The following is a 25,308-nucleotide window of genomic DNA, read 5'->3' on the forward strand; positions in this document are numbered from 1 at the left end:
CCACTTCAGAAGGGCTGACCATGAGCACCGCCGAGTCACGTCTGACAGCGACCACACCACCCGAGGCAGAGCAGAGCCAGGCGACGAAGGAGACCCTGGAGGACTACACCCTGCGCTTCGCGCCCCGCAGTTACCGCCGCTGGACCCCGATCGTCGTGGCGACCACCGCGCTCGGTGGCATCGCCTACCTGGCCGATTTCTCCATCGGGGCCGGCATCGGCCTGGCGCACGGCACCGGCAACGCGCTCGTGGCGATCGCCGTGGCCGCGGCGGTCATCTTCGTCACCGGCCTCCCGCTCGCCTACTACGGCGCCCGCTACAACATCGACCTCGACCTGATCACCCGCGGCTCCGGCTTCGGCTACTACGGCTCGGTGCTGACCAGCGTCATCTTCGCCAGCTTCACCTTCATCTTCTTCGCGCTCGAAGGCTCGATCATGGCCCAGGGCCTCAAGCTCGGGCTCGGTCTGCCCCTGTGGCTGGGCTACGCGGTCTCCACCCTGATGGTGATCCCGCTGGTGATCTACGGCATGAAGGCGCTCAGCAAGCTCCAGGTGTGGACCACGCCGGTCTGGTTGGTGCTGATGGTCGCCCCGCTGGTCTACCTGATCGCCCACGACCCCGGCACCGTCGACCGCTTCCTCTCCTACGCCGGCACCGACGGCGGGAAGGGCGGCGGGGGCGGGGTCAACACCGCCTCGGTGCTGCTCGGCGCCGGCGTCTGCCTCTCGCTGATCGCGCAGATCGGCGAGCAGATCGACTACCTGCGCTTCATGCCGCCCAAGACCGAGGCCAACAAGCGCAGTTGGTGGGCGGCCGTGCTCATGGCCGGCCCCGGCTGGGTGGTCCTCGGCGCGCTGAAGCAGGCGATCGGCGTCTTCCTCGCCGTCTACATCATCGCCAAGGTCGGCGCGGGCGCCGCCCCGGAGCCGATCCAGCAGTTCAAGGGCGCCTTCGGCGCGATGCTGCCGTCCTGGCTCGTCGTGCCGCTCGCCGTGATCCTGGTGGTGATCAGCCAGATCAAGATCAACGTCACCAATGCCTACTCCGGCTCGCTGGCCTGGACGAACTCCTTCACCCGGGTCAGCAAGCGCTACCCCGGACGGCTGGTCTTCGTGCTGGTCAACCTCGGCTTCTCGCTCGCCCTGATGGAGGCCGACATGTTCAGCTTCCTCAACAGCATCCTGAGCTTCTACTCCAACTGCGCGATCGCATGGGTCGTCACCGTCGCCACCGACATCGGCGTCAACAAGTACCTGCTGAAGCTCTCCCCGCTCCAGCCCGAGTTCCGGCGCGGGATGCTGCACGCCGTCAACCCGGTCGGCGTGGTGGCCTTCACCGCCGCCTCGGGCCTGTCGATCGCCATGTACTTCCACGCCCTCGGCGACACCCTGCAGCCGTACTCGCCGGTGGCCGCCGCCGTCATCGCCTTCGTGCTCACCCCGCTGATGGCGGTCGTCACCAAGGGCCGGTACTACCTGCGCCGCACGGACGACGGCATCGCCTGGCCCCTGCTCGACACCGAGGGCAACCCCAGCGCGGTCGTCCTCGGCTGCCACGTCTGCCACCAGTCCTACGAGCGCCCCGACCTGACGGCCTGTGCCACCCACGAGGCGCTCGTCTGCTCGCTGTGCCTGAGCACCGACAAGGCCGGCGACCACGTGCTGCCCGCTGCCTGACCCCTAGATGCCGCCCTGCCGCCCCTTCCGGAGGAGCCGCCCCCGTGTTCGACACCTTGCTGGTAGCCAACCGCGGCGAGATCGCCTGCCGCATCCTGCGCAGCGCACACGCCCTCGGGCTGCGCACGGTGGCGGTCTACTCCGACGCCGACCGCACCGCCCCGCACGTCCGGATGGCCGACGAGGCCGTCCGGCTCGGCCCGGCACCCGCCGCCGACAGCTACCTGCGCGCCGACCTGCTGCTGGAGGCGGCCCTGGCCACCGGCGCGGGCGCGATCCACCCCGGCTACGGCTTCCTCTCCGAGAACGCCTCCTTCGCCGCCGCAGTCGAGGCGGCCGGCCTGGTCTTCGTCGGCCCCACCCCGGCCCAGCTGGAGGTCTTCGGCGCCAAGCACACCGCCCGGGCCGCCGCGCTCGCGGCCGGCGTGCCCCTGCTGCCCGGCAGCGGCCTGCTCGCCGACGAGGCCGCGGCACTGCGCGCGGCGCGGACGGTCGGCTACCCGGTCATGCTCAAGGCCACCGGCGGCGGAGGCGGCATCGGGATGCGGGCCTGTGCCGGACCGGGCGAGCTGCGGGAGGCCTTCGCCCAGGTCACCCGCCTGGCGCAGGGCAGCTTCGGTGACGGCGGCGTCTTCCTGGAGCGCTACGTCGACGGTGCCCGCCACGTCGAGGTGCAGGTCTTCGGCGACGGCGCTGGCGGGATCGCCGTGCTCGGCGACCGCGACTGCTCCCTCCAGCGCCGCAACCAGAAGGTCCTGGAGGAAGCCCCCGCACCGGACCTCCCTTCGCCGATCAGGAACCAACTCCACACGGCGGCACGGGAGCTGTGCGCGTCGGTCGACTACCGCTCGGCCGGCACCGTCGAATTCGTCTACGACCCCGGGCGCCAGGAGGCGTACTTCCTGGAGGTCAACACCCGCCTCCAGGTCGAACACCCGGTCACCGAGGAGACCCACGGCATCGACCTGGTCGCCTGGATGCTGCGCCTGGCCCGCGGCGAGACCGGCTTCCTCGAAGAACCGGTCCCGCGCGGCCACGCGGTCGAGGCCCGGATCTACGCCGAGGACCCCGCCCTCGCCCACCGGCCCAGCTCCGGCCTGCTGACCCGGGTCCGCTTCCCCGACGGCGTCCGCGTCGACGGCTGGGCCGAGACCGGGCAGGTGATATCCACGGCGTACGACCCCATGATCGCCAAGATCATCGCGACCGGCGGCACCCGCGCCGAGGCCCTCGACCGCCTCGCACAGGCCCTGGCCGATACCAGGATCGACGGCGTGGAGACCAACCTCGGCCTGCTCCGCGCGGCCTGCCAGGCGCCCGAGGTGCGGGCCGCCCGGCACACCACCGCCACGCTCACCGGTCTCACCGACCCGCGCCCGCGCATCGACGTCGTGCGCGGCGGCGCGCAGACCACCGTGCAGGACTGGCCCGGGCGCACCGGCTACTGGGAGGTCGGCATCCCGCCCGGCGGGCCGATGGACGACCGTTCGTTCCGCCTCGGGAACACCGCCGTCGGCAACCCCGAGGGCGCGCCGGGCCTGGAGTGCACGCTGGAGGGAGCGGCCCTGCGCTTCTCCCACCCGCAGGTCGTCTGCGTGACCGGCGCACGCACCGAGGTCCTGGTCGACGGACAGCCCGTCGAGCAGTGGCAGCCAATCGAACTGACGGCTGGTCAGATCCTGGATGTGGGCACCCCGAAGGGCCCCGGCATGCGGACCTACGTCCTGGTGCGCGGCGGCCTCGATGCGCCCGACTACCTCGGCAGCGCCGCCACCTTCACCCTCGGCGCCTTCGGCGGCCACGCCGGCCGGGCGCTGCGCACCGGCGACGTCCTGCGCCCCGCTCCGCCCGCCCCCGACGCCCCGGCCCCGGCCGCGGTGCCGGCGGCGGACCGCCCGCACTTCACCACCCACTGGCGGATCGCGGTCAGCGAAGGCCCGCACCCCGCACCGGACTTCCTCACCCGCGACGGCCTGCGCACCGTCTACCGGACGGACTGGAAGGTCTCCGCCCAGTCCGCCCGCACCGGCGTCCGGCTCATCGGCCCGCGCCCCGAATGGGCCCGGCCCGACGGCGGCGAGGCCGGCCTGCACCCCTCCAACGTCCACGACACCGCCTACTCCGTCGGCGCGGTCAACTTCACCGGCGACACGCCCGCCATCCTCGGCCCCGACGGCCCCAGCCTCGGCGGCTTCGCCTGCCCCGTCACCATCGTCCGCGCCGAGCGCTGGAAGACCGGACAGCTGCGCCCCGGCGACACCGTGCGCTTCGTCCCCGTCAGCGAGGCGACCGCCGACACCCTGCGCCGCGCCCCCGCCCTGCTCACCCTCCCGACGAACGCCGGCCCGGACGGCGACGACGGCGTCCTCGCCCGCCGCCCCGCCACCGACACCACCCCGGAGGTGACCTACCGGCGCGGCGCCGAGGACAACCTGCTGGTCGAGTACGGTCCGATGACGCTCGACCTGGCGCTGCGCATGCGCGTCCACGCCCTCGCCCAGCACCTGCACGCACTGCGCCCGGCGGGGCTCATCGACATCACCCCGGGCGTGCGCTCGCTGCACCTGCACACCGACCCCGACGTGCTGCCCCTGCGCACCCTGCTCGGCCTGCTCCAGGAGGCGGAGGACCACCTCCCCGCCACCGCCGAACTGACCGTGCCCAGCCGGGAGGTCCACCTCCCGCTCTCCTGGGACGACCCCACCGTCCAGGAGGCCATCGCCCGCTACACCGCCTCGGTCCGCGACGACGCGCCCTGGAACCCCTCCAACATCGAGTTCATCCGCCGCATCAACGGCCTGGACAGCGTGGACGACGTGCGGAAGGCCGTCTTCGCCGCCCAGTACCTGGTGCTCGGCCTCGGCGACGTCTACCTCGGCGCCCCCGCCGCCACCCCGCTCGACCCGCGCCACCGCCTGGTCACCACCAAGTACAACCCGGCCCGCACCTGGACCGCCGAGGGCGGGGTCGGCATCGGCGGCGCCTACCTGTGCGTCTACGGCATGGAGAGCCCCGGCGGCTACCAGCTCATCGGCCGCACCGTCCCCGTCTGGGGCGGCCTGCGCCCACCCCGCTCCTTCGCGGACGGCCGGCCCTGGCTGCTGCGCTTCTTCGACCGCATCATCTGGCACCCGGTGAGCCCCGAGGAACTCCTCGACCTGCGCGCCGACCTGACCGCCGGGCGCACCGCCCTGGACATCCGCCCCGGCACCTTCTCCCTCACCGAGCACGAGCGGTTCCTGCGCGAGAACGCCGACAGCATCGCGGCCTTCCGCGCCCGCCAGGCCGCCGCCTTCGAGGCGGAACGCCAGGCGTGGGAGAAGGCGGGGGAGTTCGCCCCCCGCGAGGCGCCCGAGGCCGTCACCCAGGACGCTGCTTCACTGGCCCTGGAGCCGGGCAGCATCCTGGTCGAGGCGCCGCTCAGCTCGACCGTGTGGAAGATCGAGGCCCAGCCGGGCACCCGCGTCGCACCCGGCCGGCCGCTCCTGGTGCTGGAGGCCATGAAGATGGAGGTCGTGGTCCGCGCCACCACCCACGGCGTCGTCACCGACGTCCTCGTCACCCCCGGACAGCAGATCGACGCCGGCGTCCCGCTGGCCGTCGTCATGGAAGCCCTTGCAGAAGAGGAAACCGCGTGACCACCCAGACCCCGACCGTCAGTTGTGCCGAGCGCGTCGTCGACGCCTACCGGCGGATCGCCGAAGCCGACCGGCCCGAGATCTGGATCACCCTGCGCCCCGAGACCAACGTGCTGATGCAGGCCCGCGAGCTGGACCGGCGGATCGCCGCCGGGGCCGAACTGCCGCTGGCCGGAACGCTGGTGGCCGTCAAGGACAACATCGACGTGGCCGGCCTGCCCACCACCGCCGCCTGCCCCGGCTACGCCTACACGCCGGGCAGCTCGGCGCCCGCCGTGCAACGGCTGCTCGACGCGGGCGCGTTGGTGCTCGGCAAGACCAACCTGGACCAGTTCGCCACCGGCCTGGTCGGCACCCGCAGCCCGCACGGCCCCGTCCGCAACGCGCTGCGCCCCGAGAAGATCTCCGGCGGCTCCAGCTCCGGATCGGCGGTCGCCGTCGCCCTGGGCCTCACCGACATCGCGCTGGGCACCGACACCGCCGGCTCCGGCCGGGTGCCCGCCGCGCTCAACGGGATCGTCGGCCTCAAGCCCACGCTCGGACTGGTCCCCACCGCCGGAGTCGTCCCCGCCGCCCGCTCCTACGACGCCGTCACCGTCTTCGCCCGTACCCTCACCGAGGCCCAGCGGGCGCTGGCCGTGATGATCGGCCCCGACGAGGGCGACCCGCTCAGCCGCAGCTGGCCGGACGACGTACGCCTGTCGGCCCCGGAGCACCCACGCCTCGCGATCCCCGGGGAGGAGGACCTCGCGCCGCTCTCGCCGGCCGCGCGGGCCGCCTTCCACACGGCCGTCAAGCAGCTGGAGGCCGCCGGCGCCGAGACCACCGTCATCGACGTCGAACCCCTGCTGCAGGCCGCCCGGCTGCTCTACGACGGAGCACTCGTCGCCGAACGCTACGCCGCGGTGGGCGAGTTCATCGCCCGCGACCCGTCTGCCGCCGACCCCACCGTGGCCGCGATCATCCTCGCCGCCGCCGAACTGCCCGCCCACGCACTGGCCGCCGACCAGGAACGCCTCGACGAGTACAAGGCGCTCGCCCGCCGCCTGCTGTCCGGCTACGACGCGCTGCTGCTGCCGACCACCACCGAGCACCCCGACATCGCCGCCGTCCAGGCCGACCCCGTCGCCGTCAACTCCCGCCTGGGCACCTACACCAACTTCGTCAACCTGCTCGACCTCGCCGCCGTCGCCGTCCCGGCCGGGGAGGCCGACGGCAGCCCCTTCGGCGTCAGCGTCATCACCCGCGCCTTCGAGGACCAGCCCGCCCTCGACATCGCCGCCCGCCTCACCGGTGAGCAGGCGTCAACTCCGCTGCCCGGCAACGGAGTCGACCTCGTCGTCTTCGGCGCCCACCTGCGCGGCCAGCCGCTCAACCACCAGCTCACCGAGACCGGCGCCCGCTACGCGGGGGAGGTGAGCACGGCCACCGCGTACCGTCTCGCCGCGCTGCCCACCGACCCGCCGAAGCCCGGTCTGGTGCGGGTCGGCCCGGGCGCTGGCGGGTCGATCACCGGCGAGAGGTGGACCCTCGCACCCGCCGCGCTCGGCCGGTTCCTGGCCGCGCTGCCCGCGCCCATGTCGCTGGGGCGGATCGAACTCGCGGATGGCAGCTGGGTGTTGGGGTTCCAGTGCGACCCGCACACCGCGTCCGCCGGGACGGACATCACCCACCACGGCGACTGGCGCAGCTACCTCGCGAGCGGCGCGTCCTGATCCTCGCGGGGCCGCGCGATACCCGGCGTTAACGCCGGGGCGCGGGGATGTGACGGACGGCCAGCAGAATCCACCGCACACCCGCCGAAGTGGAAGAGTCCTTCCGCTGTGCGGAATTATCCCGGAAGAGGATTCTCATGCCCGAAGCAGCTGTGCTCGAAGCATCCGCGCCCGCGTCCGTGCCGGCCCGAAACCGGGCCACGGCCGTGCTGCTGTCACCGTTCGCCCAGGTCGTCGCGGCCACCGGGCTCGGGATCCTGGTGGGAACCCTGTGGCCGGCCGGCGCCCACTCCCTCAAGGCGCTCGGTGACGCCTTCCTCGCCGCGATCCGGGCGGTCATCTCGCCGCTGGTCTTCTGCGTCGTGGTGCTGGGGATCGCCAAGGCGGGCGACGTCAAGACCGTCGGACGGATCGGCGTCAAGGCGCTGATCTGGTTCGAGGCCCTCAGCACGGTCGCGCTGCTGCTCGGTCTGCTCGCCGGCAACCTCGTCGAACCCGGCCACGGCTTCGCCGGCGGGCACCCGAAGCTCGACGCCGCCGCCGTGACCAAGCAGACCGGCGGCGCCCAACTACCGGGCTTCGCGGGCTTCCTGCTCAGCCTGGTGCCGACCAGCGCGGTCGGGGCCTTCGCCGACAACCAGCTGCTGCAGGTGCTGCTGCTGGCCGTGCTCTGCGGGGCGGCGATCGGACACCTGGGCCAGACCCGCACCCCGCTGGTCCTGCAACTGGTTGATCAGGCCGGTCAGGTGGTCTTCCGGGTCGTCGGGTACGTGATGAAGCTCGCGCCGCTCGCCGCCTTCGGCTCCGCCGCCTACCTGATCGGCCAGTACGGCATATCGGTGCTCTCCTCGTACGGCGCCCTGATCGCCTGCTGCTACGGGGCGGCACTGCTGTTCGTGGTGGGCCTGGCCGTGCTGCTCAAGGCGTTCACCGGACTCAGCCTGTGGCGCTTCCTCGTCTACACCCGGTCCGAGTTCTCGCTCGCGGTGGCGACGGCGTCCAGCGAGATCGTGCTGCCGCGGATGATGCAGAAGCTGCGCGACGCGGGCGCCGGCGAGGCGCCGACCGGGCTGGTGCTGCCGACCGGCTACTCCTTCAACCTCGACGGAGCGTCGATCTACCTCTCGGTGGCGACACTGTTCATGGCGCAGGCGCTCGACGTGCACCTGTCGCTGGGTCAGCAGGTCACGATCGTGCTGATGCTCATGCTCACCAGCAAGGGCATGGCCGGCGTCCCGGGCTCCGCGTTCCTGGCCCTGTCGGCGACCGCCGCCGCCGTGAACGCCTTCCCACCGGGCGCGGTGGCGCTGGTGCTCGCTGCGGACCGCCTGATGGACACCATGCGCGTGGTCACCAACCTGCTCGGCAACTGCGTCGCGACCTTCGTGGTGGCCCGCTGGGAGGGACTGCTGGACACCGGCCGCGCCAAGGCCGCGCTCGCCGCCGCCCCGGTGCACGCCACACGGGCGGGCTGACCACCACCCCCGGCGCGCGCGGACGCCCCGACCGCGTAGGCCGGGGCGTCCGGGGCCGGCGCGCGGGTGCTCAGCCGTCCAGACGGCGCTTGCTGAGCCAGGCGACCATCTCGGGGTCGTGGTGGTCGAAGAACAGCGTCGCGCCGGTGTCGAGGGCGGCGATGGCGGACAGCTGACCGTCGGTGAGCTCGAAGTCGAAGACGTCGATGTTCTGTGCCATCCGGTCCGGGTTCACCGACTTGGGGATGGTGACGATGTCGCGCTGGACCAGCCAGCGCAGCACGACCTGCGCCACGGACTTGCCGTGCGCCTCGCCGATCCCGGCGAGGACAGGGTGGGTGAACAGGCCGTTCCTGCCCTCGGCGAAGCCGCCCCACGCCTGGTGCCGGACGCCGTGCTCGCGCATCAGGGTGTGGTCGGCGGTGCGCTGGAAGAACGGGTGGGTCTCGATCTGGTTCACCGCCGGGGCGGTCTCGTTGTTGAGGAGCAGGTCCAGCAGCCGGTCGGGGTGGAAGTTGGCGACGCCGATCGCCCTGGCCAGGCCCTCGCGGTTGACGGCCTCCATGGCGCGCCACTGGCCGTACACGTCGCCGTAGGGCTGGTGCATCAGGTACAGGTCGACCTGGTCGAGGCCCAGCTTGGTCAGCGAGGTCTCGAAGGCGCGGCGGGTGTTGTCCTGGGCGGGGGCGTCCTGGACCCACAGCTTGGTGGTGACGAACAGCTCCTGGCGGGGGACTCCGCTGTTCTTGATCGCGCGGCCCACCGCCTCCTCGTTGCCGTAGGCCGCGGCGGTGTCCAGCAGCCGGTAGCCGGCGGCGAGGGCCTCGGTGACGGCACGCTCGGTCTCGTCGGCCGGGATCTGGTAGACGCCGAAGCCGAGGATCGGCATCCGGACGCCGTTGTTCAAGGTGATGTGCTGCACGGGTGTTCCTAGAGGTGACCGGGTGGACGGTGGTTGACGGTGGGTCAGGGTGCCGCTCGTCAGCGTTCGATCATCCGCGTTCCATCATCCGCATCTGCGCCTCGGTGTGGGTGTCGCCAGCGGCCGGCGGCAGGCTGCTCAGCGCGGCGAGCTGCTCGCCGGTGAGGCGGACGGCATCGGCGGCGACGTTCTCCTCGATGCGGGCCACGCGGCGCGTCCCGGGGATGGGCGCGATGTCGTCGCCCTGGGCGAGCAGCCAGGCGAGGGCGACCTGCGCCGGGGTGACGCCGATCTCGGCGGCGATCGCGGCGACCTGGTCGGCCAGGGCCAGGTTGTGCTGGAAGTTCTCGCCGGCGAACCGCGGGTTGTCGGCGCGGAAGTCGTTCCGGTCGAACTGCTCGGTGGAGCGGATCGTGCCGGTCAGGAAGCCGCGCCCGAGCGGCGAGAATGGCACGAAGCCGATGCCCAGCTCCCGCAGCACGGGCAGCACGCGGGCCTCGGGGTCGCGGGTGAACAGCGAGTACTCGGACTGCACCGCGGTGATCGGGTGGACGGCGTGGGCGCGGCGGATGGTCTCGGGACCGGCCTCCGAGAGGGCGATGTGCCGGACCTTGCCCTCGGCGACCAGCTCGGCCAGGGCCCCGACGGTCTCCTCGATGGGCGTGCCCGGGTCGACGCGGTGCTGGTAGTAGAGGTCGATGCGGTCGGTGCCCAGGCGCTTGAGCGAACCCTCGACGGCGGCACGGATGTTGGCCGGGCTGCTGTCGGCCCCTCCCTGGCGGCCGGTGTGGGTGATGAGGCCGAACTTGGTGGCGAGCACCACCTGGTCGCGGCGGCCCTTGAGGGCGCGGCCGACGAGCTCCTCGTTGATGTAGGGCCCGTAGACCTCGGCCGTGTCGATCAGGGTGACGCCCAGCTCCAGGGCGCGGTGGATGGTGCGCACGGACTCGTCGTCGTCGGTTCCGGCGCCGGTGTAGGCGTGGGACATGCCCATGGTTCCCAGGCCGATGCGGGAGACGTCCAGGTCGCGCAGGTGGATGTGCTTCACGGGAAAACCTCTTCGCTATTCGCTGTACAGTGCTCGCTGCCGCTCCGCCGAGCGCCGGGTCACTGCACCTGGCCGGCCGGGCGGAGCAGGATCTCGTTGATGACCAGGTGCCGGGGGCGCTGGAGGGTGAAGGTGATCACCTCGGCGACGTCCTCGGCCGTGACCTCGGCGACATCGTAGAGCTGCTGGGCGCCCTGACGGGTCGCCTCATGGGTGATGTGGGTGGGCAGTTCGGTGGCGACGACGCCCGGTTCGATCACCGTGACCCGGACGTCGGGCAGCAGTTCCTTGCGCAGCGACTCCGACCAGCCGTTGATGCCGAACTTGGTGGCCGCGTACACGCCGCTGCCGACGTTGGCGACCCGGCCGGCGACGGAGGAGATGTTCACGATGTCGCCGCCGCCGTCCTTGAGCTGGTCGAGGAACACCTCGGTGGCGGTGATCGCGCCCAGCAGGTTGACCTCGATCATCCTGCGGTAGTCGTCGCGCTGCTCGGCCGAGAACGGCCCGAGCAGCATCGTCCCGGCGTTGTTCACCAGCACGTCCGCGCCGCCGAACTCCTGCGCCACCCGCTCGGCCGCCGCGACCAGCGCGTCCCGGTCGGTGACGTCGGCGGAGACCGCCAGCGCACCCTCGCCGAGCTCGTCGGCGAGCGCCTTGATGCGGTCCGTGCGACGGGCGAGCAGCGCGACCCGGTAGCCCGCGGCGTGCAGGGACCTCGCGGTCGCCGCGCCGATCCCGGAGGAGGCCCCGGTGATGACGGCGACGCGTCCCTGCTGCTTGTCCTGGCTCATCTGTTCGGTTCCTTGTCTTCGGTGCTGTCTTCGGTGCTGTCTTTCGTGGCGATGCAGCCATTCCAGCACCGGCCCACCGGTGGAGCGAGGAACCGCTTATCCGTGTACTGGCAGTCACTCCTACATCCGCCCGCACGGCCGTACCGTGGACGGCATGGACAACCAGGCCGAGGTGCGGGACTTCCTGCGCACCCGACGCGACCGGATCACCCCCGAGCAGGCGGGGATCATCGGGGGCGGCCGTCGCCGCCTGCCGGGCCTGCGCCGCGAGGAGGTCGCCATGCTCGCGGGAATGAGCAGCGACTACTACGCGAAGATGGAGCGCGGCAACCTCGCGGGCGTCTCGCCCGAGGTGCTCGACGCCCTCGCCCGCGCGCTGCGCCTCGACGACGCGGAGACGGAGCACCTGCACGACCTGGCCCGAGCGGCGAACCCCTCCCCGAGCCGCCGCCGCTCCCGCCCCGCGCCCTCGACGATCCGCCCCTCGCTCCAGCGCTTCCTCGACGCGATCACCGGAGCACCCGCCTGGATCGTCGACCAGCGGGCCGACATCCTCGCCACCAACCCCCTTGCCCGGGCCCTGCTCGCCCCCCTGCTCGACGACCCGGACGCCCGGCACAACACCGCCCGGTTCATCTTCCTCAGCCCCGCCGCGCGCACCTTCTACCCCCGGTGGGAGCGCTCGGCCGACGCCTCCGCCGCGAACCTGCGCACCGCCGCCGGGCGCAACCCCCGCGACAAGGCCCTCACCGACCTCATCGGCGAACTCGCCGCCCGCAGCGACGCCTTCAGCACCCGCTGGACCGCCCACGCCGTCCGCCTGCACCGCACCGGCACCAAGCACATCCACCACCCCGACGTCGGCGACCTCGAATTCGTCTACGAGGGCGTGGAACTGCCCGACCACCCGGGGTGGATGATGTACGCCTACACGAGCACGCCGGGATCCCCGACGGAGGAACGGCTGGGGCTCCTCGGCAGCCTCGCCGCCACGCCTTCCGAGGCACCGGGCACCGCGGCCACCGTTCGGGAGAGCCCCACCGAGAGGTGAGTGGGGCCCGTCCCGCGACGATCCGTCAGATGGTGTCCCTGACCTTGATCTGGCCGCTGTCGATGACGAAGTCCTGGTTGCCGAAGCCGGGGTTCTGGCACTGCCAGATCTTGGTCCGGTCGCCGTTGTTGCGGGATCCGCCGACGTCCAGGCACATCTCCTGGCCGCTCCCGATGGTGTCCTTGACCTTGATCTGGCCGCTGTCGATGACGAAGTCCTGGTTGCCGAAGCCGGGGTTCTGGCACTGCCAGATCTTGGTCCGGTCGCCGTTGTTGCGGGATCCGCCGACGTCCAGGCACATCTCCTGGCCGCTCCCGATGGTGTCCCTGACCTTGATCTGCCCCCGGTCGACGACCAGGTCCTGGTTGCCGAAGCCGGGGTTCTGGCACTGCCAGATCTTGGTCCAGTCGCCGTTGTTGCGGGATCCGCCCACGTCCAGGCACATGGTGGCGCCGGCCGCCCGGGGCGTTGCGACGGCGACCGCGGGCGCCGCCGAGGCGAGCAGGCCGGCGGCGGCCAGGGCAGCTGCAGCGAAAGCGGTGGTGGAACGGGACATGGTGTACCTCCGCAGGTGCGCCGACGGGTGTCGGCGCTCGGTGGGGTGGTCGGACCAGGACGGGACGCTGCCGGAAGGTGCGCTCGGCATACCTGCCTGGCACGGGCAACACTCGCAGCGGGCACCATCGACACGCCCGGGTACGAACTACGTTCATCCCATGGGACGACATAGGGTTTGAAATCCGATCACCACGACTCCGACCTGGTCGGCCGGTCCTGACACCCCCTCACCGGAGGCACTCCTTGCACACCTTGGGCTACGACGACATCAAGGCCGCCGGCGAGCGGATCGCCGGCGTGACCCGGCCGGTGCCGGTGATCCCGGCGGACCCGGGGAGCTTCGGCGAGGCCGAGGTGCACTTCGCCCTCGACTTCACCCAGCGCACCGGCAGCTTCAAGGACCGCGGCGCCGCGAACTTCATCGCCGCCCACCTGGAGGACGGCACCATGCCCGAGGCCGGCGTGGTGATCGCCTCCGGGGGCAACGCGGGCCTGGCCTGCGCCTGGGCCGCCCAGCGCCACGGCATCCGGGCCACCGTCTTCGTGCCGCAGACCGCGCCGGCCGTCAAGGTCGCCAAGCTGCGCGGCTTCGGCGCCGAGGTGCGCCAGGTCGGCACCGAGTACGCCCAAGCCCTCGCCGCCGCACAGCAGTTCGCCGCCGAGTCGGGCGCCCTGTCCTCGCACGCCTACGACGACCCGCACATCATCGCCGGCGCGGGCACGCTGCTGGACGAGGTCCTCCGCCAGGTCCCCGGCCTGGACACCGTCGTCGTGGCGGTCGGCGGCGGCGGGCTGTTCGCCGGCACCGCGATCACCGCCGAGCACCGCGGCGTGCACGTCGTCGCCGTCGAGCCGGAGCACTGCCGCGCCCTCAACGCCGCGCTCCAGCAGGGCGAGGTGGTGGACGTCGAGGTGGACTCGATCGCCGCGGACTCCCTGGGCGCCCGGCGCACCTCCGAAACGGCACTGCACTGGGCCCGCAAGGCCGCTGCCACCTCGCTGCTGGTGCCGGACAGCGCGATCCGCAACGCCCGTCAACTCCTCTGGGACCAATGGCGGTTCGCCGTCGAGCACGGGGGCGCCGCCGCGCTGGCGGCCCTGCTCGACGGCGCCTACGAGCCCACCCCCGGCAGCCGCACCGCGATCGTGCTCTGCGGCGCCAACACCGACCCGGGCGACCTGGTCTGACCTCCCTGTCGGCGGTGCCCGGCAGCTACGCGGCGATCAACCTCGACGAGTCGTCTCCTTCGTGCGCCGGGCTCGCGCCGACTGAGTCGACTGGGCAGTCCGGCACGGCTATCACGGTGCACAAGGCCCTGGCCACGCAGTAGCGGCTGACCGCGCCGTGCACCAGTCGTTGCAGCGGGCCCCGGCGGCCGGCGCCGACCACCAGCATGTCGCCCGGCTGGTCGGCGATCCGGACCAGAGCGGGGCCGGCCTCGTCGCGGATCACCACGGGGTCGATCCGCAGACCCGTCGGGTAGCCGCCGAGGGTGTCCGCGAAGGCGTCGTCGAGACGGGTGCGGGCTGCCTGCTGCCAGAGCGCCGCCAGCGAGGGACAGGGGTGGACCCGCCCGCCGCCGACCGGGGTCCAGGCGATCACCGGGACGAGGACGGCACGGAGCCGGGTCGCCTCGTCCACGGCACGCCGCAGCACCGCCGCGTTCCGCGTTGACCCGCTGACTCCGACGACGACCCGGCTGGTCTCGGCCATGGTGCTGCACTTCCCCGATCTTGAGGCCCGATGAGGGGCCTTCGTTCCCCGGACGTCCAGGCGCGGTACGAACTGGACCTTCGAAACAGGCGGTTGACGGGTCGCCTGCTCCGCTGATCCATCGAAGCCTGCCTGCTCGGGCCACTTTCGCCTCTTGACGCATCCGAGACGCGCCATCGCCGCTTCCTGACGCACCTTTGACGGCCGCCGGCGCCGCCGGGCAGCCCCGGGGTCAGCCGGAGGACTGTGCGGTCTCCTCGCTGTCCCGAGTGGTCGCGCGGTCGGCGGCGGCCTCGCGACCACCGGGATCACCACCGTGCTTGGCTACGCGTAGCGGAAGAGCACCGAGACGGCGGAGAAGGCGAGCACGCTGCGCAGGTACGCCGTCCAGGTCTGCTCGAAGTCCCCGTTGACGCCGATCAGCCGGTAGACGGCGCGCTCGGCGCGCAGGTGCCTGGCACTGGTCAGGACCTGCGCCAGGTAGTCGCCCAGCGGCCGGTGCGAGAGGGCGGGCGCCGCCACCAGGGCCAGCGCCTGCAGGAAGCCCGCGAGGGTCGGGGTCACCTCAGAACCTCTCCGGGCGGATCAGCGCGAGCACGAGGTAGACGATGATCACGGCCGCGACGACCAGGCCCACGATGTTGTCGACCGTCATCGCGCCCCCTGGGCGGTGGAGCGCCGGCCCCGGTCGGTCACAGCCGCTCCACCCCCTTCGCGATCAGGGCGAGGACGGCGAACACGAGGATCGTGACGCCGATGAAGGCAAGATCGGTCATGGCAGGCTCCGCGCTCTGTGTCGGTGCCCTCGATTCTGTGGCGCTCCGCACCGCCGCGCTCACCGTGCGTGGTCCATTGGGAACAGTCATGCCAGCGTTGTCGGGCGCTCTGCAGCGCGAGACGTGAAGGATCCGTCAGAAACCGTGCTCCGGGCGTCAGCCCGGCATCAACGCCGCCCGGCGCACCGTCCGTGGCTGCTGAGCTGGGCGTCGTGCACTGGTCCTTGCCGGAACGCCCCGGGTTCGACGCGATGGATGCCCATGTCCGCACCTCCGGTATCGGGGGTCGGTTGACCGATCGGCCGACGTATCCGCGTGCCGAGGCGATCCACTGCGCGGGCCACCGCCTGTTGCGCGGGGATCCGCGACGGCTCGACCCGGCACGGCTGGCGGCGCTGGCGCACGGTCAGTTCACCGCGCCCGAGCGGTTCCTCCCGCTGCTCGGGCGCGCCTTCGCCCAGGTGAGCCCGTGGGAGCGGACGATCAGTGTCCAGCGGTACCGTCCGCACCGGCCGCGTGCTCCGCAGGGCTTCCGGGTTCGCCCGATGACCTGCGGCGATGCCCGGCAGCTGGCGGCCCTGGTGCCGTCGCTCCGCTGGATCACCGAGACCTGGGGCGGCGCGCACGGCCTCGCTGCGAGCGGTCGGGCCTGGGGCGCCTTCACCGACGGCAACCAGCTCGCCGCCGTCGCCTGTACCTACTGGGAGGGCCGGGCCCATGAGGACGTCGCGGTCCTGACGCTGCCGTCCTTCCGGCAGCTGGGCCTTGGACTGGCCTGCGTCAGCGGCCTCAGCTCGGCCGTTCGGGCCCGGGGCCGCGTCCCGACCTGGTCGGCTCCCCGCGGCAACGAGGCGAGCCAGGCGCTCGCCCGCGCCGCCGGCTTCCGGCCGGTCCGCACCGAGGTCTGCTACTATGTGGGGCGGGCGCGCGCCGGAGCCGGTGAGCCCGTCGAGTGCTTCACGACGGCGAGGTCCGCGTGATCAGGGGCTCGGGCGCGGGCCCGGGCTGAGCTCCGTGAAGATGGCGTCCGACATGGTCGGCGGGGGAGGGGCCGCACCGTGCGTCTGCCTGAAGTCGCCGACGGGCACCGGGAAATGGCCCAGCTCATGGGAGAGGCTCGACAAGTCGGTGTCCAGCGGGGGCAGCGGCGGCAGCTCGTGGGGCAGGTCCCCGACGGGCCCGAGCTCGATCTCCGACGGGCCGCCGCCTGGCGGGCGCGGTCCCTCCAGCCTGCCGTTCAGCCAGCCCTCGATGTGGTCGGCTGGCGAGAGGGAGAACTTGTTCCCGGGGTTCATCGCCCCGTGCCGCGAGCCCCAGGCACCGGCGAACGCTCCGTTGGCCGCGCCGGAGACGTAGTCGCCCGACAGCCCGAACGCCGCGTCCTGCGCCGCGCCTTCGGCCATCCCGGTCAGCGCCCCGTAGCCGGTGTTCCAGACCAGGTCGGCCGCGCCCTTGGTGAACCTGCCGGCCTCGTTGCCGGTGAGCGAGGCGAAGCCCTTGCCGAGGCCCTTGCCCAGCCCCTTGGAGAGCCCCTTGCCGAGCCACCCGGCGCCGACGCCGACCGCGCCGCCGATCGCGCCGTTGACGGCGGCGGTGCCGAGCTCGCCGCCGTCGATCGACGTGCGGTGGCCCTGGCCCAGTTCGATCACCTGGGCGAGCAGGTCGAACCCGACCTGGGCCAACACCGACTCGGCAACCCTGGTCACCGCGCTGATCAGTGCCTTGCGCAGCAGCGCCCACAGCAGGGCCCTGGTGAAGGCGATCTCGGCGGGCGCCGCCTCCGCCCCGCCGAACAGGAACATCGCGGCGTCGACGGCCAGTTGGACGGCGAGGACCACCAGCGCGCCGATGATCTCGATGCGCAGGGTCTCGATCTCGTTCGCCAGGTTGTCCAGCGCGGCGGCCGCGGCGTCGCAGCACTGCGCGATGAGCGGCAGCGCGGCGTCGTCGGCGGTGGCGAGCTTGGCCAGGTAGGCGTCGACGGTGTCCCTGGTGGTGCCGTTCAGGCCCTGGTCGAGCCGGCGCCCGGCGTCCGTCAGGTCCTGGACGCAGTCGCGGACCGACTTCGCGGCCGCACTCCAGGCGGCCGCCTCGGCCCGCAGCGCGCTCTCGCTCCCGGTGGGCCACTTGTTGCCCACCAGGATCATCAGCAGGTTCTGCAGCCCGTCCGGCAGCGAGGCATCGGGGGCGTCGACCGCCATCACGCGCCTCCGGTGCCGGGCGGCGGGAACGACCGGGCGAGGTCTTCGGCCGCCTTGTCGCCGTTCTTGAGGGTGCCGTGGGCGGCGCCGAGGGCATCGGCGAACTTCCGCAGGGTGTCCGGCAGCGCCTGCACCGCCTTCAGCAGGTCGTCCCGCGGCTGGGCGAAGACCTGGTCGAAGCCTTGGCCGAGGGCGGGGTCGTCCCCCCAGGGCGCCGCGCCGAACAGGGCAGCGGAGCTCAGCGCGGCCCAGGCGCCGGCCATGGTGTCGGCCGCCTTGCCCGCGTCGGTCGCGGCCCGGCCGACCAGGGCGAAGTCGACCACCAGCGTGCCGTCGAGCGCCGGCACGGCGGGCAGGGGCGGACCGGCGTACGGCGGGTCGGCGGTGGGGGCGTTGCGGTAACCGCCGGTCGGGCCGGGGACGTCGGGCAGAGGAGGGGTCGGCATCCGTCCAGCTCACCCGACCTGCGCCCGAGCCCGCCCGTTCTTGACGGGATTCCAACGATCACCGCCGCCGCCCTGATGCCATACTGACGCCGGATCAGTGCCCGCGTACCGCAGGGTGCCGGTGGCTCGGGTTGGGTAGGCTCAGGGACCGGTGAGCCGGGAAGCCTGGTCGGCAATCGACGTCTCCCTGCCACCAGGAGTTCCCCATGCTGAGCCGGCGTTCCCCCGCGACCCGACGGACCGCGCCGTTCGGGGGCGCGCCGGTTGGCGCCGTGAGCGGCTGCGGACCAACCTGTGGCTGGTGCCCGCCGTCGAGGCGCTGCTCTTCGCGGTGCTGTTCGCCGGTACCGTCACGGTGGACAGGCTCTCCTACGACGGCCACCTCCGCTATGCCGACTGGGTGCTGAACGGGACGGCCGACGGTGCCCGGCAGATCCTCACCACCATCGCGGCCGCGCTGATCACGGTGGTCGGGCTGGTCTTCTCGATCACCATCGTGGCCCTGACGCTGGCCTCCACCCAGCTCGGCCCCAGGATGCTGCGGACCTTCATCCGCGACCGGGGGACCCAGCTGACGCTGGGCACATTCGTCGCCACCTTCTTCTACACCGTCCTGGCCCTGGTCGCGACGAGCCCTGGTCCGCACGGCGACTTCGTGCCGCACCTGTCGATCACGCTCGCGATCGCCTTCACCCTGGTCGACCTCGGACTGCTGATCTACTTCATCCACCACATCGCCACCATGATCCAACTGCCGCAGGTCATCGCCGTGATCGCCGACGAGCTGGCCCGGGCGATCGAGTCGCAGAGCGGCGCCGACCGCGAGCCGCGCCTGGGCCCGGACTGCGGCCCGGACGCCGAAGAACTGCTCCGCCGGATCGACGAGTCGGGCACCGTGATCCCGACCCCGGCCAGCGGCTACCTGCAGTTCCTCAAGCACGACGAGCTGGTCCGGCTCGCCGAGGCCGCCGACGCGGTGCTCCAACTGCCATACCGGCCAGGTCACTTCCTGGTGGAGGGCCAGCCGCTGGCCGTGGTCTGGCCACCTGAGGCCGCGGCCCAACTGGCCGCGCAGCTGGCGCGGGTGCAGGTGACGGGACCGTACCGGACGCTCACCCAGGACGTCTCGTTCGGCTTCGACCAGCTGGTGGAGATCGCCATCCGGGCCCTTTCCCCCGCCGTCAACGACACCTTCACTGCGCTGACCTGCATCGACTGGCTCAGTCACAGCCTGTGCCGGATCACCACCGGCTGGCACCCCCAGCACGTCCACCGTGACCGCGCCGACCGGATCCGCGTCATCGCCTACCAGGCCGACTACGACCGCCTGGTCCAGCGGGCCTTCGAGAAGATCCGCCAATGCTCGGCCGGAATGCCGGCTGTGATGATCCGTCAACTCGACGCCCTGTGCCGCGTCATGGAGCAGACGGTGATCCCGTGCCGACGAGAGGTCCTGCTGACCCAGGGCATGATGATCTGGCGCAGCTGCGAAGCATCGGTGCCCGAGCCGGCCGACCGCGAGGACGTGCTGCGCCGCTACCAGACCCTGGTGGCGCTCCACCGGGCGGCGGAGCCCGAGAACAGCACCTTGGCTTCGCCCCTGCCCGCGGGACCGTAGTGGCGGCCGGCCGCCGCTCGGCCCCCGGACGCGCGCAGGCCGAAGCCCCGGGGTCGGCGGAGGACTCCCAGGGCTTCGGCGGTAGGGCACCCGGCGCCGGTGGCACGCGGCGCCGGGTGGATCAGGTGGCCGCTACTGGCAGGCCTTGCGGCCGTGGTTGGCCTTCTTCTTGCGGCGGGACCTCTTCTTGCGGGCGCGCTTGGACATCGTTCTCCGTGCTCGTAACGGTGGTGATGGTTCGGGTGACGGTGGGTCAGATCCCGGCCGTGAGTTGGTCGGCGAGCTTGCCCAGCCGGCGCCGGGAGCGCTCCTCGTGGACCGTGACGGCGCTCGGGGCGATGTCGCCGCCGTCGTAGTACTCGCCGTTGGCGAGGCGGATCTCGGGCCGGCAGAGCCGGACCACGGCGGCCGCCCCCTCGGCCGGCGGTGCGCCGACCCGGCCGTACAGCGGCAGGAGCGCGGTGTCGCACAGGCCCGGGTTGACGCTCACCGAGGTGATCCCGCTGCCCTCCGGTGCCATGTCGCCGGCCGCCGTGGAGAGTGCCAGCTGCGACTGGGCGTACGCCGCGACCCGGGAGTACTTCTTGACCCGGTTGGGGTCGGCCCAGTTCATCGAGGCGGTGCGGTGCAGCGAGGAGGAGACGTTGACGATCCGCGCGCCGCCGGCGGCGGTCAGCGGCGCCCGCAGCAGCTTGGCGAGCCGGTGCGCGGCGAGGAAGTTGACCTGGAAGGAGATCTCCACGCCGTCCTCGGTGAGCGTGCACCGCTCGGGGGCCATCACGGCGGCGTTGTTGACCAGCAGGTCCAGCGTGGGGAAGGTCCGCGCGACCGTCGCCGCCAGCTGGTCGACCTCGGCCAGGCGCGCGAAGTCCGCTGCGAGGACGTGCAGTTGGTCGCGGCTCGCACCGCTGCGCAGCAGGCGTTCGACGGCGTGCTCGCCCTCCTGCGCCGTCCGGGCGTGCACCAGGACGGTGGCGCCGAGTTCGGCGAGCAGTCGGGCTGTCTCCCAGCCGATACCGGAGGAGGCTCCGGTGACCAGGGCGACGCGGCGGGACAGGACAGCGGACATGATTCATCCAGGGGTTGCGGGCACACCCGGGGTGCCGGCGGGCGCGGGCGCGCTCGCCGGGGGCCGGGGTGCGATCAGGTGAGAAGAGCTTCGGGACGGCCAACGGCTCTTGTCCCGAAGGATGTTGAGAGGCGCGGGCGGGCTGCTGCTACCGCCCGCCCGCGAGTGCGCGATCGGTGCGTGCCCGGCTGCGGAGCAGTACCGGGCTAGCCGACGGCGCTGGTGGCCACGGCGGCAGCCGACGTCCGCGGATGCGGCGGACGGTCGTGGTGGCGTGCCGGACGGGTCATGACGATGATTCAAGTCGGTCCCGCAGCCGCGGGCAAGTCGGAGTCACCCGCTCTGATGAATCCTTGACAGGAGTCCGTGGTGCGAGCGCCGACCACCTTGCCGGGTCGGACCGCGTGGCCCGACCCGGCAAGGTGGTCGGCGCCGGACGGCTTGCGGCGCAGTCCCGCCACGTACACGCGCAGGTAGGTGGTGCGCTGCTCGTGCGCGGTGCCCCAGACCTTGCGCAGGATCTCCCGGCCGGGCATTGGAACAGGGCTTCCTGCACACCGACGGCACCGGCCACGGGACCGTCCCCCGGTGGATCGCGGGCCTGCAGGAAGGCTGTTTCCTGTGTGGAGTGTGGAAGGGGCAGCACAGGTCGGGATCGGTCATCTCGTACCGCTGCCCGGCCCGTTCGTGCTGCTTCGCGGGTGTGCATGGGTTCCGTCAAAGCGGCGGTGTCGCAGGACCGACCGCGGTCGTCGCGGCGTAGCGTTCGAGGGCGAGCAGATGTTTCGCGCGGGTTAACCGGGTTCGTGTTCCTCATAGTTGACAGGGGTTCATGATGAAGGGTCCAGATTTGTGCGCACCGCTGGCGGGACCGGTCGCGGCCGAGGCGGAGAGCCTGCTGCGGCAGCTCGCAGCCGAGGGGCACCTCGCGGTCGAGGCCGTCGAGCGGCGGATCCGGGACGTGGCCGACCGGCTGGCTGCCACGGGCACCTATCGGCAGAGTGCGGAGGAGCTCCTGCTGGGTGCCCGGATCGCCTGGCGCAACAACCCGCAGTGCATCGGGAAGTTCTACTGGAAGGGCCTGGAGGTTCGGGACTGCCGCGACGCCGGAGGTGCCGGCGGCGAGGAGGGCGAGCTCTTCGAGGCCTTGGTGGAGCACCTGCGGTCGGCCTGGAACGGCGGCAGGATACGGATGCTGCTGAGCGCCTTCCCGCCCAGCGAGCCGGGGCGGCCCGGCCCGCGGGTGTGGAACGGGCAGCTGATCCGGTACGCCGGCTACCGGCAGCACGACGGGTCGGTGCTGGGCGACCCCGAGACGGTGCGGTTCACCGAGGCGGTGCTGCGGCTGGGTTGGCGCGGCCGGGGCACGGAGTACGACGTTCTGCCGGTGGTGCTGCAGTGGCCGGGGCGTGAGCCCCGGTGGTTCGACCTGCCGGCGGACGCGGTCCCCGAGGTGCGGATCAGCCACCCGGACTACCCGTGGTTCGAGGGGCTCGGCCTGCGCTGGCACGCCTTCCCGACGATCTCCGACCAGGTCCTGGAACTGGGCGGTCTGCGCTACCCGTTGGCGCCGTTCAGTGCCTGGTACACGTGCGCCGAGATCGGGGCCCGCAACCTCTCCGACGCCAACCGCTACGACAAACTCCCGGCGGTGGCCCGGGGAATGGGGCTGGACACGAGCCGGGACCGCAGCCTGTGGCGGGACCGCGCGGTGCTGGAGCTCACGGCGGCGGTGCTGCACTCCTACGACCAGGCCGGAGTGTCGATCATCGACCACCACTTCGCCACCAAGCAGTTCGTCCGCCACGAGGAGCGCGAGCAGCGGAGCGGGCGCGGTTGCCCGGCCGACTGGTCCGCGATCGCCCCCGCCATCAGCGGCTCGACCACGCCGGTCTGGCAGCGCCGCTACGAGCCGACCCGGGTGCTGCCCAACTTCGCTCCGCAGACGGACTCCTGGCCGTTCGGCGAGGCGGCCTGAGCGGCGCCGGTCAGTCGGCGAGCAGGCGCACCGGGCCCTCCAGCCAGGCCAACTGCCAGTCGCGCGAGCGGGATCGCCCCTGCGGGTCGGAGTCCTGGATCCGCAGGGCGTCCGCGCCGCTGCTCGGCGAGGGTCCCAGCTCGGCGCCGATGCGATGCGGCAGGGTGGAGCGGGTGATCTCCCAGTGCCCGGACCGGATCCGGCCGAGCGACACCTCGAAGTCCAACAGCTCGGCGGCCGCGGCACGATGGGCGCACCCGCGCACCTGGTCGGCCAGCGGGACCCCGGTCGGGCCCGGCAGCGGAGCGGATCGGTCCCGGACGTAGCCGAACCAGGATCCGGTTCGGAGCAGCAGGCCTGTGCAGCCTTCCGCGGGATCCCGCAGCAGGGCGGCAGCCGGTTCGCTGGAGGGCCGTTCGACGGGCACCCAGTGCTCCAGGTAGTCCTCGTGGAGGCCTTCCTCCACGAGGACGTCGCCGTGCCAGTGCAGGGTGCCCGCGTCGGGAAGCGGAGCCGACGGGTGGAGGTCGAAGCGGCGGATCCAGCTGAACGCGTCGCCGTCCTGCGCGAAGGTGCCGGCGAACGCCTTCTGGGTGCACAGCGCCAGCAGCTGCGGGCGGTCCAGCTCGTTCAGGTGCCTGCGTCCGACCAGTTCGTCCAGCCCGGGCGGCCGCCGCAGATCCGCGAAGAGCGAGGCACCCTGCACCCACGTGGTGTCGGTGACCCGGTCCGTCGAGCCGTCCGCCTCACGGGCGAGGGTGCGCCTCCAGACCCCGGGGAGATCGGCGAGGGAGGGCTGGGACCTGGACATCGGTGCTCCGTCTCTGGGTGGCAGGTGAACACGCTACGCCCCTGTCTCGGGGTGGCGGAGCTCGGGTCGCCGCCGGGTTGACTGCTAAGGACCCGTCAGGGACCGCGCCGGGCGCGCCACGCGTGCTCAGCTCAGCGGCGGCGCGGCTGTCACGGTGTGGGCCTCGACGTGGTCGATCATCGCGTCGAGGGTGACCCGCAGGGGGCGGACGTCGCGGTGGATCTGGGTGAGGAGCAGGCCGCCCTGGAGGGCCGCCAGGACGGTCAGCGCCAGGTCCTCGGGATCCGCGGTCAGCTCGCCGCGCTCGTGCATGGCGCGCAGGCCGTCGCGGATGCCGGACTCCCAGCGCAGGAAGGAGCCCGACACGGCGGCCCGGGCGGCGGGGTCGACCTCGGCGAGCTCGCTGCCGAGCGAGCCGATCGGGCAGCCGCCGTGGCACTCCAGGTCGATCTGGTGCTGGACGAGGAACGCGCACCAGGCGCGCAGCCCGTCGACGGTGTCCAGGCGGGCGAGCATCGGCTGCTGGTCGCCGACGACGCGCTCGTCCTGGTAGGCGATCACGTCCATGATCAGTGCCTGCTTGTCGGCGAAGTAGTGGTAGAGCTGCGAACTGCTGGCCCCGGAGGCCGCCTTGACGTCCTCCATCGTGGTGCCGGCGACGCCCCGGTCGAACATCAGCTGCGCCGCCGCGGCGACGATCCGCAGGCGGGTCTGCTCGCCCTTGGGCGTCAGCTTCCGGGGCTTCGAACTGGTGCGCGTCGTCATGGCTCCACTGTACGCCTGATTTTGGATTGGACATTCCATTTTTTCGGGCGAATAGTGGATTGCGCAAGCCAATCCGGGGCTCCGGCCGGAGCCCCGAGGCTCTCCCTCCCTGGAGGTTCGTCATGGAGTTCTCCGGCAAGGTCGCCCTGGTGACCGGCTCGACCAGCGGCATCGGCCGCGCCATCGCCCGGACCCTGGCCGCCCGCGGCGCCCACGTCCTGGTCTCCGGGCGGAGCGCGGAGCGCGGCGCCGAGACCGTGGCCGCCATCCGCGCCGAGGGCGGCAAGGCGGACTTCCTGCCCGCGGACCTGCGCGACGCCGACTCCGCCCATGATCTGGCCCGCCGCGCCACCGAGGTCGGCGGCCACGTTGACATCCTGGTCAACAACGCGGGCCTGAGCGGGTTCGGCCCCACCACGGCCACCACCGAGGCCGACTTCGACGCGATGTACGCGGTGAACGTCAAGGCCCCGTACTTCCTGACGGCCGCCCTGGCCCCGGCCATGGCCGAGCGCGGCGGCGGCGCGGTGGTGAGCGTGTCCACCATGGTCGCCGGCTTCGGCATGCCGGGCATGGCGCTCTACGGATCGACCAAGGCGGCCGTGAACCTGCTGACGAAGTCCTGGGCGGCGGAGTTCGGCCCGCAGGGCGTGCGCGTCAACGCCGTCGCCCCCGGCCCCGTCCGCACCGAAGGGACCGCCCCCATGGGCGAGAGCCTGGACCAGCTCGCCGCCCAGGCCCCCGCCGCCCGCGTCGCGGACCCCGCCGAGATCGCCGCCGCCGTTGCCTACCTCGCCGGCGACCAGGCCTCCTTCGTCCAGGGCGTGGTCCTGCCCGTCGACGGCGGCCGCGCCGCGGTCTGAACCCCACCCGCACCGGCCCGCGCTCCTCGATACGAACGGGGAGCGCGGGTGCCGGGAATGACAGTCGATCAGGACGTCAGCAGGCTGCGGAGTGGAGCGCCGCCAGTGTGAGGAAGGCGGCAGAAGCGAGCACCACAGCCTGGTGGCGAAACTGCGGCAACAACAGATACGGGCCCCGGCGGATGCC

General features: G+C 72.4%; 23 protein-coding genes and 1 pseudogene. 10 read left to right on the forward strand and 14 right to left on the reverse strand.

Annotated elements, in window-relative coordinates:
• Positions 1-20: 20 nt before the first annotated feature.
• The 4 genes from FHX73_RS28890 (at position 21) to FHX73_RS28905 (ending at position 8,507) form a co-directional block, all read left to right on the forward strand.
• Entirely contained in the window at positions 21-1,679 is a 1,659-nt protein-coding gene (locus FHX73_RS28890; RefSeq protein WP_145908831.1) for a purine-cytosine permease family protein, read from the forward strand.
• A gap of 44 nt (positions 1,680-1,723) precedes the next feature.
• Positions 1,724-5,317: an urea carboxylase gene (gene uca / locus FHX73_RS28895; protein ID WP_145908832.1), complete on the forward strand. Its 3,594-nt coding sequence runs from the start codon at positions 1,724-1,726 to the stop codon at positions 5,315-5,317.
• Positions 5,314-7,032: an allophanate hydrolase gene (gene atzF, locus FHX73_RS28900; protein ID WP_145908833.1), complete on the forward strand. Its 1,719-nt coding sequence runs from the start codon at positions 5,314-5,316 to the stop codon at positions 7,030-7,032. The genes uca and atzF overlap by 4 nt, the downstream gene beginning before the upstream one ends.
• A 137-nt stretch (positions 7,033-7,169) precedes the next feature.
• Positions 7,170-8,507, forward strand: a complete 1,338-nt coding sequence (locus FHX73_RS28905) for a cation:dicarboxylate symporter family transporter (protein WP_145908834.1) — start codon at positions 7,170-7,172, stop codon at positions 8,505-8,507.
• 70 nt (positions 8,508-8,577) lie between these two features.
• Here FHX73_RS28905 and FHX73_RS28910 read toward each other — a convergent pair whose 3' ends face one another.
• The 3 genes from FHX73_RS28910 to FHX73_RS28920 form a co-directional block, all read right to left on the reverse strand.
• On the reverse strand, positions 8,578-9,429 hold the full coding sequence (locus FHX73_RS28910; RefSeq protein WP_145908835.1) for an aldo/keto reductase: 852 nt from the start codon (positions 9,427-9,429) through the stop codon (positions 8,578-8,580).
• 70 nt (positions 9,430-9,499) lie between these two features.
• A complete protein-coding gene (locus tag FHX73_RS28915) occupies positions 9,500-10,477 on the reverse strand; it encodes an aldo/keto reductase (protein ID WP_145908836.1) in 978 nt (325 codons plus the stop codon).
• Between the two features lie 59 nt (positions 10,478-10,536).
• Positions 10,537-11,271, reverse strand: coding sequence for an SDR family oxidoreductase (locus FHX73_RS28920; protein WP_145908837.1), 735 nt, complete (start codon positions 11,269-11,271; stop codon positions 10,537-10,539).
• A 154-nt stretch (positions 11,272-11,425) separates the two neighbouring features.
• On the opposite strand from FHX73_RS28920, the gene FHX73_RS28925 reads away from it, so the two are divergent.
• Complete coding sequence (locus FHX73_RS28925; RefSeq protein WP_145908838.1) at positions 11,426-12,322, forward strand: helix-turn-helix transcriptional regulator; 897 nt, start codon at positions 11,426-11,428, stop codon at positions 12,320-12,322.
• A gap of 25 nt (positions 12,323-12,347) precedes the next feature.
• Here the strand turns inward: FHX73_RS28925 and FHX73_RS28930 are convergent, their stop codons facing one another.
• Positions 12,348-12,878, reverse strand: coding sequence for a ricin-type beta-trefoil lectin domain protein (locus FHX73_RS28930; protein WP_170305121.1), 531 nt, complete (start codon positions 12,876-12,878; stop codon positions 12,348-12,350).
• Between the two features lie 245 nt (positions 12,879-13,123).
• Between FHX73_RS28930 and FHX73_RS28935 the strand changes: the two genes are divergently transcribed.
• Positions 13,124-14,068 carry a serine/threonine dehydratase gene (locus FHX73_RS28935; RefSeq protein WP_145908840.1) on the forward strand — a complete coding sequence of 315 codons (945 nt, stop codon included), beginning with the start codon at positions 13,124-13,126 and terminating at the stop codon, positions 14,066-14,068.
• Positions 14,069-14,093: 25 nt separating this feature from the next.
• Here FHX73_RS28935 and FHX73_RS28940 read toward each other — a convergent pair whose 3' ends face one another.
• From FHX73_RS28940 to FHX73_RS45005, 4 genes and pseudogenes are all read right to left on the reverse strand, one after another.
• On the reverse strand, positions 14,094-14,594 hold the full coding sequence (locus FHX73_RS28940) for a universal stress protein (protein ID WP_170305122.1): 501 nt from the start codon (positions 14,592-14,594) through the stop codon (positions 14,094-14,096).
• Positions 14,595-14,924: 330 nt separating this feature from the next.
• Positions 14,925-15,158: pseudogene (locus tag FHX73_RS28945) on the reverse strand (potassium-transporting ATPase subunit KdpA); the annotation flags it as partial.
• A gap of 1 nt (position 15,159) precedes the next feature.
• Positions 15,160-15,249: a K(+)-transporting ATPase subunit F gene (kdpF, locus tag FHX73_RS28950; protein ID WP_145908843.1), complete on the reverse strand. Its 90-nt coding sequence runs from the start codon at positions 15,247-15,249 to the stop codon at positions 15,160-15,162.
• A 37-nt stretch (positions 15,250-15,286) separates the two neighbouring features.
• On the reverse strand, positions 15,287-15,460 hold the full coding sequence (locus FHX73_RS45005; RefSeq protein WP_170305123.1) for a hypothetical protein: 174 nt from the start codon (positions 15,458-15,460) through the stop codon (positions 15,287-15,289).
• 200 nt (positions 15,461-15,660) lie between these two features.
• Between FHX73_RS45005 and FHX73_RS28955 the strand changes: the two genes are divergently transcribed.
• Positions 15,661-16,350: a GNAT family N-acetyltransferase gene (locus FHX73_RS28955; RefSeq protein ID WP_170305124.1), complete on the forward strand. Its 690-nt coding sequence runs from the start codon at positions 15,661-15,663 to the stop codon at positions 16,348-16,350.
• Here the strand turns inward: FHX73_RS28955 and FHX73_RS28960 are convergent, their stop codons facing one another.
• Entirely contained in the window at positions 16,351-17,571 is a 1,221-nt protein-coding gene (locus FHX73_RS28960) for a WXG100-like domain-containing protein (protein ID WP_145908845.1), read from the reverse strand.
• On the reverse strand, positions 17,571-18,017 hold the full coding sequence (locus FHX73_RS28965) for a hypothetical protein (RefSeq protein WP_145908846.1): 447 nt from the start codon (positions 18,015-18,017) through the stop codon (positions 17,571-17,573). Before FHX73_RS28965 ends, FHX73_RS28960 begins: the two co-directional genes overlap by 1 nt.
• Before the next feature lie 151 nt (positions 18,018-18,168).
• Between FHX73_RS28965 and FHX73_RS28970 the strand changes: the two genes are divergently transcribed.
• Entirely contained in the window at positions 18,169-19,635 is a 1,467-nt protein-coding gene (locus FHX73_RS28970) for a DUF2254 domain-containing protein (protein ID WP_281292731.1), read from the forward strand.
• Between the two features lie 132 nt (positions 19,636-19,767).
• Here the strand turns inward: FHX73_RS28970 and FHX73_RS47690 are convergent, their stop codons facing one another.
• Together FHX73_RS47690 and FHX73_RS28975 are read right to left on the reverse strand one after the other, a co-directional pair.
• On the reverse strand, positions 19,768-19,842 hold the full coding sequence (locus FHX73_RS47690; RefSeq protein WP_425461458.1) for a 50S ribosomal protein bL37: 75 nt from the start codon (positions 19,840-19,842) through the stop codon (positions 19,768-19,770).
• Positions 19,843-19,888: 46 nt separating this feature from the next.
• Complete coding sequence (locus FHX73_RS28975; RefSeq protein ID WP_145908847.1) at positions 19,889-20,704, reverse strand: SDR family NAD(P)-dependent oxidoreductase; 816 nt, start codon at positions 20,702-20,704, stop codon at positions 19,889-19,891.
• A gap of 850 nt (positions 20,705-21,554) precedes the next feature.
• Between FHX73_RS28975 and FHX73_RS28985 the strand changes: the two genes are divergently transcribed.
• Entirely contained in the window at positions 21,555-22,682 is a 1,128-nt protein-coding gene (locus FHX73_RS28985; RefSeq protein ID WP_246213937.1) for a nitric oxide synthase oxygenase, read from the forward strand.
• A gap of 10 nt (positions 22,683-22,692) precedes the next feature.
• Here FHX73_RS28985 and FHX73_RS28990 read toward each other — a convergent pair whose 3' ends face one another.
• Both FHX73_RS28990 and FHX73_RS28995 read right to left on the reverse strand, forming a co-directional pair.
• On the reverse strand, positions 22,693-23,493 hold the full coding sequence (locus FHX73_RS28990; RefSeq protein WP_145908849.1) for a hypothetical protein: 801 nt from the start codon (positions 23,491-23,493) through the stop codon (positions 22,693-22,695).
• 126 nt (positions 23,494-23,619) lie between these two features.
• The gene (locus FHX73_RS28995) at positions 23,620-24,258 is read right to left on the reverse strand and encodes a TetR/AcrR family transcriptional regulator (RefSeq protein WP_145908850.1); all 639 of its coding nucleotides are present in this window, start codon (positions 24,256-24,258) and stop codon (positions 23,620-23,622) included.
• Between the two features lie 122 nt (positions 24,259-24,380).
• Here FHX73_RS28995 and FHX73_RS29000 point away from each other — a divergent pair, with 122 nt between their 5' ends.
• Positions 24,381-25,121: an SDR family NAD(P)-dependent oxidoreductase gene (locus FHX73_RS29000; protein ID WP_145908851.1), complete on the forward strand. Its 741-nt coding sequence runs from the start codon at positions 24,381-24,383 to the stop codon at positions 25,119-25,121.
• Positions 25,122-25,308 lie beyond the last annotated feature (187 nt).

This window comes from Kitasatospora viridis (genome assembly GCF_007829815.1).
In the GTDB taxonomy this organism is placed as follows: domain Bacteria; phylum Actinomycetota; class Actinomycetes; order Streptomycetales; family Streptomycetaceae; genus Kitasatospora; species Kitasatospora viridis.

Excerpts from the sequence above, each read along its gene's own strand:
- FHX73_RS45005 (WP_170305123.1), bottom strand. The coding sequence starts at position 15,460 with ATGACTGTTCCCAATGGACCACGCACGGTGAGCGCGGCGGTGCGGAGC.
- FHX73_RS28920 (WP_145908837.1), bottom strand. The coding sequence starts at position 11,271 with ATGAGCCAGGACAAGCAGCAGGGACGCGTCGCCGTCATCACCGGGGCC.
- FHX73_RS28930 (WP_170305121.1), bottom strand. The coding sequence starts at position 12,878 with ATGTCCCGTTCCACCACCGCTTTCGCTGCAGCTGCCCTGGCCGCCGCC.
- FHX73_RS28960 (WP_145908845.1), bottom strand. The coding sequence starts at position 17,571 with ATGGCGGTCGACGCCCCCGATGCCTCGCTGCCGGACGGGCTGCAGAAC.
- FHX73_RS28965 (WP_145908846.1), bottom strand. The coding sequence starts at position 18,017 with ATGCCGACCCCTCCTCTGCCCGACGTCCCCGGCCCGACCGGCGGTTAC.
- FHX73_RS29000 (WP_145908851.1), top strand. The coding sequence starts at position 24,381 with ATGGAGTTCTCCGGCAAGGTCGCCCTGGTGACCGGCTCGACCAGCGGC.
- FHX73_RS28995 (WP_145908850.1), bottom strand. The coding sequence starts at position 24,258 with ATGACGACGCGCACCAGTTCGAAGCCCCGGAAGCTGACGCCCAAGGGC.
- FHX73_RS28990 (WP_145908849.1), bottom strand. The coding sequence starts at position 23,493 with ATGTCCAGGTCCCAGCCCTCCCTCGCCGATCTCCCCGGGGTCTGGAGG.
- FHX73_RS28925 (WP_145908838.1), top strand. The coding sequence starts at position 11,426 with ATGGACAACCAGGCCGAGGTGCGGGACTTCCTGCGCACCCGACGCGAC.
- kdpF (WP_145908843.1), bottom strand. The coding sequence starts at position 15,249 with ATGACGGTCGACAACATCGTGGGCCTGGTCGTCGCGGCCGTGATCATC.
- FHX73_RS28975 (WP_145908847.1), bottom strand. The coding sequence starts at position 20,704 with ATGTCCGCTGTCCTGTCCCGCCGCGTCGCCCTGGTCACCGGAGCCTCC.
- FHX73_RS28905 (WP_145908834.1), top strand. The coding sequence starts at position 7,170 with ATGCCCGAAGCAGCTGTGCTCGAAGCATCCGCGCCCGCGTCCGTGCCG.
- FHX73_RS28940 (WP_170305122.1), bottom strand. The coding sequence starts at position 14,594 with ATGGCCGAGACCAGCCGGGTCGTCGTCGGAGTCAGCGGGTCAACGCGG.
- FHX73_RS28890 (WP_145908831.1), top strand. The coding sequence starts at position 21 with ATGAGCACCGCCGAGTCACGTCTGACAGCGACCACACCACCCGAGGCA.